Origin of the sequence: Huijunlia imazamoxiresistens (assembly GCF_037132455.1) — a bacterium.
GTDB classification, from domain to species: domain Bacteria; phylum Bacteroidota; class Bacteroidia; order Chitinophagales; family Chitinophagaceae; genus Flavisolibacter; species Flavisolibacter imazamoxiresistens.
The window spans coordinates 191,189-199,286 of record NZ_JBBBEI010000012.1 but is presented as its reverse complement, the minus strand read 5'-3'; the positions used below and the strand labels follow the sequence as shown (position 1 = coordinate 199,286).

General features: G+C 54.2%; 6 protein-coding genes. 4 read left to right on the top strand and 2 right to left on the bottom strand.

Annotated elements, in window-relative coordinates; genetic code table 11:
* Positions 1-547 precede the first annotated feature (547 nt).
* Both V9K67_RS15880 and V9K67_RS15875 read left to right on the top strand, forming a co-directional pair.
* On the top strand, positions 548-1,312 hold the full coding sequence (locus V9K67_RS15880) for a Rossmann-fold NAD(P)-binding domain-containing protein (protein ID WP_336724048.1): 765 nt from the start codon (positions 548-550) through the stop codon (positions 1,310-1,312).
* Positions 1,313-1,357: 45 nt separating this feature from the next.
* Positions 1,358-2,023, top strand: coding sequence for a GDSL-type esterase/lipase family protein (locus V9K67_RS15875; RefSeq protein WP_336724046.1), 666 nt, complete (start codon positions 1,358-1,360; stop codon positions 2,021-2,023).
* Between the two features lie 103 nt (positions 2,024-2,126).
* Here the strand turns inward: V9K67_RS15875 and V9K67_RS15870 are convergent, their stop codons facing one another.
* A complete protein-coding gene (locus V9K67_RS15870) occupies positions 2,127-3,476 on the bottom strand; it encodes a heparin lyase I family protein (RefSeq protein WP_336724045.1) in 1,350 nt (449 codons plus the stop codon).
* Between the two features lie 457 nt (positions 3,477-3,933).
* Between V9K67_RS15870 and V9K67_RS15865 the strand changes: the two genes are divergently transcribed.
* The gene (locus V9K67_RS15865) at positions 3,934-5,823 is read left to right on the top strand and encodes an ATP-binding protein (protein ID WP_336724044.1); all 1,890 of its coding nucleotides are present in this window, start codon (positions 3,934-3,936) and stop codon (positions 5,821-5,823) included.
* 214 nt (positions 5,824-6,037) lie between these two features.
* Here the strand turns inward: V9K67_RS15865 and V9K67_RS15860 are convergent, their stop codons facing one another.
* Positions 6,038-6,766, bottom strand: a complete 729-nt coding sequence (locus V9K67_RS15860) for an esterase family protein (protein WP_336724043.1) — start codon at positions 6,764-6,766, stop codon at positions 6,038-6,040.
* Between the two features lie 273 nt (positions 6,767-7,039).
* Between V9K67_RS15860 and V9K67_RS15855 the strand changes: the two genes are divergently transcribed.
* Complete coding sequence (locus V9K67_RS15855) at positions 7,040-8,098, top strand: glycoside hydrolase family 43 protein (RefSeq protein WP_336724041.1); 1,059 nt, start codon at positions 7,040-7,042, stop codon at positions 8,096-8,098.

Here is an 8,098-nt window from a genome sequence, read left to right as displayed (position 1 = left end):
GGCCTTTTTGGCGTTAAGCCCAACTTTGCTGAACTCTTTGTGCCTTTGGGCACAACTGGTGGGTAGAAAAAAGCGGTAAGAGTTCTTCGTCCCCCTGGGGACGATTGGTAATTGCAGCCTACCAACCGTTCCTGGCGGAACGGAGATCCTCAACCAGAACCTTTTCTACCCACCAGGCGTTCCTAACGGAACGCAGCTTTCCTGGCGTTGTCTTTCTTGGGTCTCGCCTCAGGCGAGATTGGTAGAAAATGTCCAGCATAAGGTTAATCATGGGCAGCGCCCATGCCTGTGCATGTAGGAGAGCTGCAGATGGGAAGGCCCGTAACAGATGGTTTCAAACCATGGGTGGGAGCGGGGCAGCTTTACCGGGTCGAACCGTCCTGGCTGCACAGGGTTGGGCGCTGCCCAACAATGCCTCCCATACCGGTCCGAATAGCGATGACAGTACCGGTGCAGAATTCGGTTGAGCTATGGCTCCCTATTGGCGAAATATTTTAAAGAAAGCATGCAAACACGCTAAGTTTACCCGAAATAGACAGTTTGAAATATGAAGAAAATAGGCATTGTCGGCTGTGGCTGGCTGGGTTATAGGATTGCAACAGCTTTATGTACCAGGTACAGCATATATACCACCGTTTCCTCTTTTGACAAGGCGGCTCCACTTGAAGCGAAAGGGTTTCATCCCACTGTTATAAGCTTCGCGGAAACAAATGCGCCCATACCTCCATGGAGCGTGGCCGATGAGCTGGATGTTTTGATTATTACCGTCCCACTTGTTGGTAAACAGAGTTTGCCAGACGTCATAGAAAGGAGAATGAATAAACTGGCCTCTTTCATAGGAGATTATCCCGGTCAATTATTTTTCATGAGCTCGATCGGCGTCTATACGCAAGCATCCGGAGAGGTGGCGGAAGACAGCCTTCCCTCCGAACAGGTTCCAGGTGAGCTTCTCATAACGAACAAATACCCGCAGACAAACATTTTACGCTTAGGGGGCCTGATGGGCGATGACCGGCTATTGAGTAAATACCCCGTTGCAAACCTTGACATGGCGGTAAACCATATCCATTACGAGGATATTTGTGCCGTAATTGAAAAAATGATTCAAGAAAAATCATCTTCAAAACTATATAATGTGGTGGCGCCCTTGCATCCTGGTAAAGCAGAAGTGATAAGCGCTCAGAAAAACCTGCCCCTGACAGAAACTGGCCCTCCGACCGGAAGGATCCTTTCCTCTTTTAAAATGGTTTCCGAACTCCGTTTCACTTTTAGCTTTCCCGATCCCCGGACATTTCACATCCCCCGGATTTAATTTGCCAAAACCACGTATGTTGCAGCCCGCAAATCAACCCTCCGCATGAAATCGAGCACCTTCTTCCATCGAAAATTTCCGGCCGCCGTCGCCAGCCTTATCCTGTTTTTAGGCATTTCCTTTTCCGGCTTTGCCCAGGGAAAGATCAAAGTAGCCTGTATTGGTAACAGCATCACCCAGGGACATGGATTAACGAAAGAACAGGCCTACCCGGCGCAGCTGCAACTGTTACTGGGTGATGGCTACGAAGTGCACAACTACGGCAAAAGCGGCCGCACCCTGCTGCTGCAGGGCGACCGACCTTACCGGAAGGAAAGCGTCTACAGCGACGCCCTCGCCTGGAATCCCGATATCGTGATCATTAAACTCGGCACCAACGATACCAAACCCCAGAACTGGAAATATAAAAAGGATTTTGTCGCTGATTATGTCAGGCTGGTCCGCTCGTTTCAGCAACTGCCCTCGCACCCGAAGGTTTACGTCTGCTACCCTATACCTGTTTTCCAAACCAACTGGGGCATCAACGACAGCACCATGCGCCGGGGCATTCTTCCCAAGGTCAAAAAAGTACGCAGGAAAACCCGGACCCGCCTGATCGACCTGTATCATCCCTTTCTCGGAAAGGACACGATCGTAATGGACGGGGTGCATCCAACCGCGGAAGGGGCCCGGATGTTGGCCGGCGAAGTGTACAAATCACTTTCGCGGTAATGGAATAAAGGTTCAGAGAAAACAGGGATCCTTCGCTTTGTTCAGCGCATAAAAAAAGCAGCCGGCTGACCGGCTGCTTTTTAATTTATGGGTTGTTGCTTACTTACTTCGCAATAGTGAAGGAAACCTTGTAGGGAGTTCCTGCAACGCCGTTTACATAAGGAGTGGCGGTCAGGGTGTACTTGCCGGCTACGGGCGTCCAGCTCTTGTAGTTGCCGTTCACATCATCAAAGGCGGCAAACGGAGCCTTGCTGTCGGTGAAGGTTTGGCTGGCAGCACCGCTCAGTTCGATCTTCACCTGGCTAGCGGTACCATTTACGTTGGCACGGAAGTTCAGCTTCTTAACGCCTACCTTGCTCAGGCTGATCTTGGCACCTTCTTTAATGGTTGCGATATCTGCTTCTTTTACCGAGTTTACTGCGGTAAAGCTTACCACTGTGGCAGCACCGGTAGTGGGCGTTGTCGGCGTGGTGGGAGTGGTCGGTGTAGTCGGAGTTTCCGGCGTAGTGGGCTGATCAACCGGGGGTGTAGGAGGAGTGGTCGGCGTAGTCTTACCCGAGGTCATGTCGGCAAAAGTAGCCTTGGCAGTACCTACACGTACGTTGTCGAAATACAGGACACGCGAGTTGCGGTTGGAAGTGCCGTTCAGGAAAGAGGCTTTGTACAGGCCGATCTTCCATTTGGGAACTTTCAGGTGCATGTTGCGGCCGCTGATGGTGTGGATCTTCACACCGTCACGCCATACTTCAATCAGACCGTCGGAACCGGTAGAGTGGATGATGTGGAACACGAACTCATGCCACTTGTCCTTGGAAATTTTATTGAAGCCGGAAACCGCTCCGGTAGCTACGCTGCTGCTGTTGTTCAGCGAGGCGGAGAACAGGTCATATTTTTTCAGGGTAGTAGAGCCTGCGGGAGGGGTTACTTCCAAAAATGCTTTGTCATCCTGGGTGCGGATGGTGGTCTCGTCGGAACCATCTTCGAACCACTGGTTGATGCAATCCCTTTCGCTGTCGGGCTCATAGCCAACGGCGGGGAAAAAGATGGAGAAAGAGTACCAGGCTTCCTTGCCGAAGTTGGGCCATTCGGAGCCGCGGATGACGGTCACTTCGGAGCGGATCTTCGAAGAAGAACCTACTTTAGGCTGGTCCTTGCGGATCTCGAAGCGCACGGCTTTGCCGTCTAAGTCCATCTTGGGGAAGGAGTAGGTCCAGTCGGTCAGGCAGTTTTCGGGGTTGCCGCCAAAGGTAACGAAGGGGTTGGAGCCTTCCATTTTTTCCTCTACGTGGAGGGCGGAGCTGGGGGCGGCATAAGCGGAGGCTACGGTGTTGGCCTCATCGAGGGTAGCGGGCTGCTGCGCATCTTTTTTGGAGCAGGCAAACAGGGAAGCGGCTACGAGTACGGTGGAGAGCATGCCCTTTCCATTGGAAAGGAAGTTTCTTTGGTTTTTCATGAGGTTGGTAGTTAAACAGGTTTGGAAAAAATGGTTTTTATAAGATATTGGTGTTCTTTGTTTTACAAGGGTATCGGCTTGTTTGATGACTCAAAATTAGCACGGTTGTGCTTAGCGGGGCAGTGGGAATCGGTGAATGGGGGAAGAAGCAGGGTGAAAAAGCCCTACAGCAAGCCGGATAGTGCAGGATGGTTGTAAGCGAACTTGGCCGTATATGGATGTTTGTAAATGATAATCCATTGACAGGCAATTAAATAGGAAAAATACGGGTGAGCGGCCGGCCGGATGCCGGGACCAGGCGGGTACAAGATAAGCTCCTTTCGCCTCCGGTGCTCCCGCTTCCTGGGCTCCCGGCCAGGTGCGGCCCTATTCTCTGGCAAGGTATTTTTAGGGATAAAGTATAGTGAAGACAAACCCCAATTCTAAACCCTTCATCGGTATTCCAAGAAAACTGGCAATGGACAACCTGTATGATGCCTATTTGTTTTCCGAATTCTTTGACGGCCAGCCCCAGGCCGTCGTTTGGACGCGTCCGCTCTTTGACCGGCAGGGGGGATCGCCGGTCGATTTCGAATATGTTTACTGCAACGACGAAGGCGCCCGCTACCTCAACCTGCACCGCGATGAGGTGAGCGGCCTCCGCATTTCCAATTCGCCCACCCTTACCGACGACCTGCGCCAGAATATTCTGGAAGAAATGATCCGGGTATACCGCGACGGGAAGCCCTCCCAGTCCCGGATTTTTAATGCGGCCGTCAACAAGTACGCCAAGGTGCTGCGTTCGCCCTTCCGCGGCGGCGTGCTCTCGGTGATCCAGGACATCAGCGAGGAGGCCCGCATGATCCGGGAGCTGGACCAGCAGCGGGCCCTGGCCGGCAGCATCCTCGACGCCTCGCCCAACGGGGTGTTCGTGGCCAAAGCCCTGATGGACGAAAAGGGACGAACCCGCGATTTCCTGATCGAACGGGTCAATCCCGCCTTTACCCGCCTGCTGGGCCTGTCCTCCAACCGGGGGTTGCTGGGCCAGTCCTACCTCCACCTGTTCCCGGCAGATGAACATAACCGGGTGTTTGTCATGCATTGCCGCGTTTTTGAAACCGGCCGGCCGGAAAGCCAGGAAATCTATTACCCCCACCTGGACACTTGGTTCCAGATCTCCTCGGTAAAGCTGGACAGCGGGGTGCTGGTCACCTTTTCCGATATTTCGGGGCAGAAACGCGCCGCCGGCCAGATCGAAGAACAGCGGCGGCTGCTGGAAAACATCCTGGTCCACTCTTCGGGCGGCATCTCCGTGGGCGAGGTGCAGCGCACTGCCGAAGGGGTCATTGTCGATATGAAAATGGTCATGGCCAACGATGCGGCGATCCGCCTCATCGGTCTTTCCCGCGAAGAGTACCTGTCGCAGACGGCTGCCCAGATGGCCGGGGAGGTGTGGACCTCCCGGATGCTTCCCTTGAACCGGGAGGCCCTGGAGACCGGCACCTCCCAGCATACGGAGCTTTTCTGGGAGCCGACACAGAAATGGCTGGAAGTCACCCTTTCGCGGCTGGGGCCCGACCGGCTTATTTTCGTGCTTACCGATATTACTTCCGTCAAACAGGCACAGCTACAGCTGGAGCGGATGGTGGAAGAACTCCAGCGGTCCAATACCAGCCTGCAGGAATTTGCCTATGCCGCCTCCCACGACCTGCAGGAGCCCCTGCGGAAGATCCAGTTCTTTTCCGAGCGGCTGCGGCAGGGACTGGTTACCGGGGCGCCGGAGGACAACAGCCGGATGCTGGAACGCATGGAAAATGCCGCCGGGCGCATGCGTACCCTTATCGAGGACCTGCTGGCCTTCTCCAAAGCCAGTACCAGGCCCAGTATGACGGAACAGGTGGACCTGAACGAGGTGGTGCAGGAAGTGCTCCACGACCTGGAAACCTCCCTCCAGCAGTCCGGCGCCCGCCTGCATATAGAGGAGCTGCCCGTGATCCCGGGCGATGAGCGGCAGTTGCGGCAACTGTTCCAAAACCTCATCAGCAATGCCCTTAAATACCGCAAGCCCGAAGTGCCGCCCGAGATCGCCCTGCGCTGCCGCCGGGTGCGCGAAGGCGAGCCCCTTCCGGTGGAATGCTCCTTGTCCTGCTACCTCATCGAAGTGGCCGACAACGGCATCGGCTTCGAACAGGAAAACGCCGAAAAGATCTTCAATATGTTCCAACGGCTCCACGGGCGCTCGGAATACCCCGGCACCGGTATCGGCCTGGCCATCGCGCAAAAGGTGGTCACCAACCACAATGGATCCATCTGGGCCGAGGCGGAACCCGGCAGGGGCGCCACCTTCTTTATGCTGCTGCCGGCCTGATGCCGATTCCCTTTCTTGCCTTTTTATTCGTAACAATTAATTCCCCCAGCGGTAACAAGGGCGTAAAGCGCCGTTGCTTTCTTTGCTCTACCGCACGGACCGTTTCCCTGAACGTCGTGGAAAACCGGCTTTACCCTTTTAAAACAACCATTCGCAATCAAAAAACCCCTGTTTCGCGCAGGGGTTTTGTTTTATACAGATTGGGGGAAAGCCGTTACAGGTAATGCTGCACCATCTGGCGCCAGTAATGGGCCTTGTGGGCGGTGCCGTCCCAGATATAGAAGGCATTACCGATGTCTTTATGCCACAGGATCTCGCTCAGTTGGCGGGTGCTTTCATAAAACGGGTCGTCCCGGCCTACCGCCAGGATGATCTCCATCTGTTTCATGGTTTGCAGCAGCTTGCCGTCATAGAGGTTGGGCAGGAACTGGTTGGGCGAGTTGTAATAAATGTTTTCGTCCCAGTAACCGTTGAACAGGTCCTGGTAGTGATCCAGCTGGCGGGTAAGATCGTAGCGGCCGCTCATGCCCACCACCTTGCGAAACAGGTGGGGATGGCGGAAGGCCAGGTTGATGGCATGAAAGGCCCCAAGGCTGCAGCCGGCAGCGATCAGGTCGTCACTGTCGTTTTTCTGCCGTACCAGGGGCACCACTTCGTGGAGGATGTATTGCTCGTACTGCAAATGGCGGAGGATCTTTTCGCCCGGGTCGCACCAGAAGCAGTAAAAGCTTTCGCCGTCGACACTGTCTACGCAGAACACCTGCAGTTGTCCCTGGTTGATCTTTTCGCGCATCGCCTCAATAACGCCCCAGTTTTCATAATCGTAAAAGCGGGCGGCCCGGGTGGGGAAGAACAGAACGGGCGTACCGCCCTGGCCGAAGGAAAGGAGTTCGATTTCTTTTTGTAAATGGGTGCTGTACCATTTATGATATTCCCTGTACATAAAAGCGGGCTATGGTGATTACCGCTAATATAGAAGAAAGTTTGCGGGAAGTGAAATGAACCTTGCGTTAATGCCGTGAAATCACCTATTTGTGGCGGGTGTTTGTTGCCGGTTCCAGTGTTAAATAATTGTTTTTAAAATATTAATATTAAATTCATGCTTTTGGGTTCCTGGAAATTCAAATGTTCCCACCGGTGGCCCGTGTGGTGGTACGAAAACGGGTTCGAAAACGTTTCTTCTATCCGTAACGATTGTCCTTTAATTTTGATTGCCATGAAAAAACTGGTGCTGTTCTTTTTGCTGGTGTCCCCCGGCTTCGGCCTGTATGCCCAGGAAGCCACACCCGCTACTTTTGCCAACCCGCTGCTGCCTTCCGGCGCCGATCCCTTTTCATTTTACAAAGACGGCTTTTATTATTATACCCATACTACCGGCAACCGCCTGGAATTATGGAAAACCAAAAGCCTGGCCGAACTGGGTTCCGCCGAACGCAAAACCATTTTTACGCCCCCGGCCGGTACCCCTTATTCCAAGGACGTGTGGGCGCCCGAAGTGCATTTTATCAACGGAAACTGGTATGCCTATTTTGCCGCCGATGACGGCGACAACAATCGCCACCGGATCTACGTGCTCCAAAACGCATCGGCCGACCCCATGCAGGGCGAATGGACCTTCAAGGGAAAGGTCGCCGATCCTTCGGACAAATGGGCCATCGACGGCAACGTGTACCGGTACAAAAAAAAGTGGTACATGGTATGGTCGGGATGGGAAGGCGATACCAACGGCCGCCAGGATATTTATATCGCCCGCATGAAGAATCCCTGGACCCTGGAGGGGCACCGTGTACGGATTTCTTCGCCCACCCTGGACTGGGAAAAACATGGCGACCTGCACGATCCCGTCCATCCGCCCCACGTAGACGTGAATGAAGGACCGCAATTCCTGGAGCACCAGGGGAAACTGTTTGTCGTGTATTCCGCCAGCGGCTGCTGGACGGATTTTTATGCCCTCGGCCTCCTGACCTTCACCGGCAAAGACGACCTCCTGGAGGCATCTCAGTGGAAAAAGAGCGAACACCCCCTCTTTCAACAGTCGCCGGAAAACGGCGTGTTCGCACCGGGGCATAATTCGTTTTTCACTTCCCCCGACGGAAAGGAAAGCTGGATCCTGTACCATGCCAACGACCAGCCGGGACAGGGCTGCGGCCGCTTCCGCTCGCCCCGGATGCAAAAATTCTGCTGGAACGCCGACGGTACCCCCTCTTTCGGGCAGCCGGTAAAAACAGGTACGCCCATTACCCTGCCCTCCGGCATTACCCCCGCGGCTCCTTAG

Excerpts from the sequence above, each read along its gene's own strand:
- V9K67_RS15880 (WP_336724048.1), top strand. The coding sequence starts at position 548 with ATGAAGAAAATAGGCATTGTCGGCTGTGGCTGGCTGGGTTATAGGATT.
- V9K67_RS15875 (WP_336724046.1), top strand. The coding sequence starts at position 1,358 with ATGAAATCGAGCACCTTCTTCCATCGAAAATTTCCGGCCGCCGTCGCC.
- V9K67_RS15870 (WP_336724045.1), bottom strand. The coding sequence starts at position 3,476 with ATGAAAAACCAAAGAAACTTCCTTTCCAATGGAAAGGGCATGCTCTCC.
- V9K67_RS15865 (WP_336724044.1), top strand. The coding sequence starts at position 3,934 with ATGGACAACCTGTATGATGCCTATTTGTTTTCCGAATTCTTTGACGGC.
- V9K67_RS15860 (WP_336724043.1), bottom strand. The coding sequence starts at position 6,766 with ATGTACAGGGAATATCATAAATGGTACAGCACCCATTTACAAAAAGAA.
- V9K67_RS15855 (WP_336724041.1), top strand. The coding sequence starts at position 7,040 with ATGAAAAAACTGGTGCTGTTCTTTTTGCTGGTGTCCCCCGGCTTCGGC.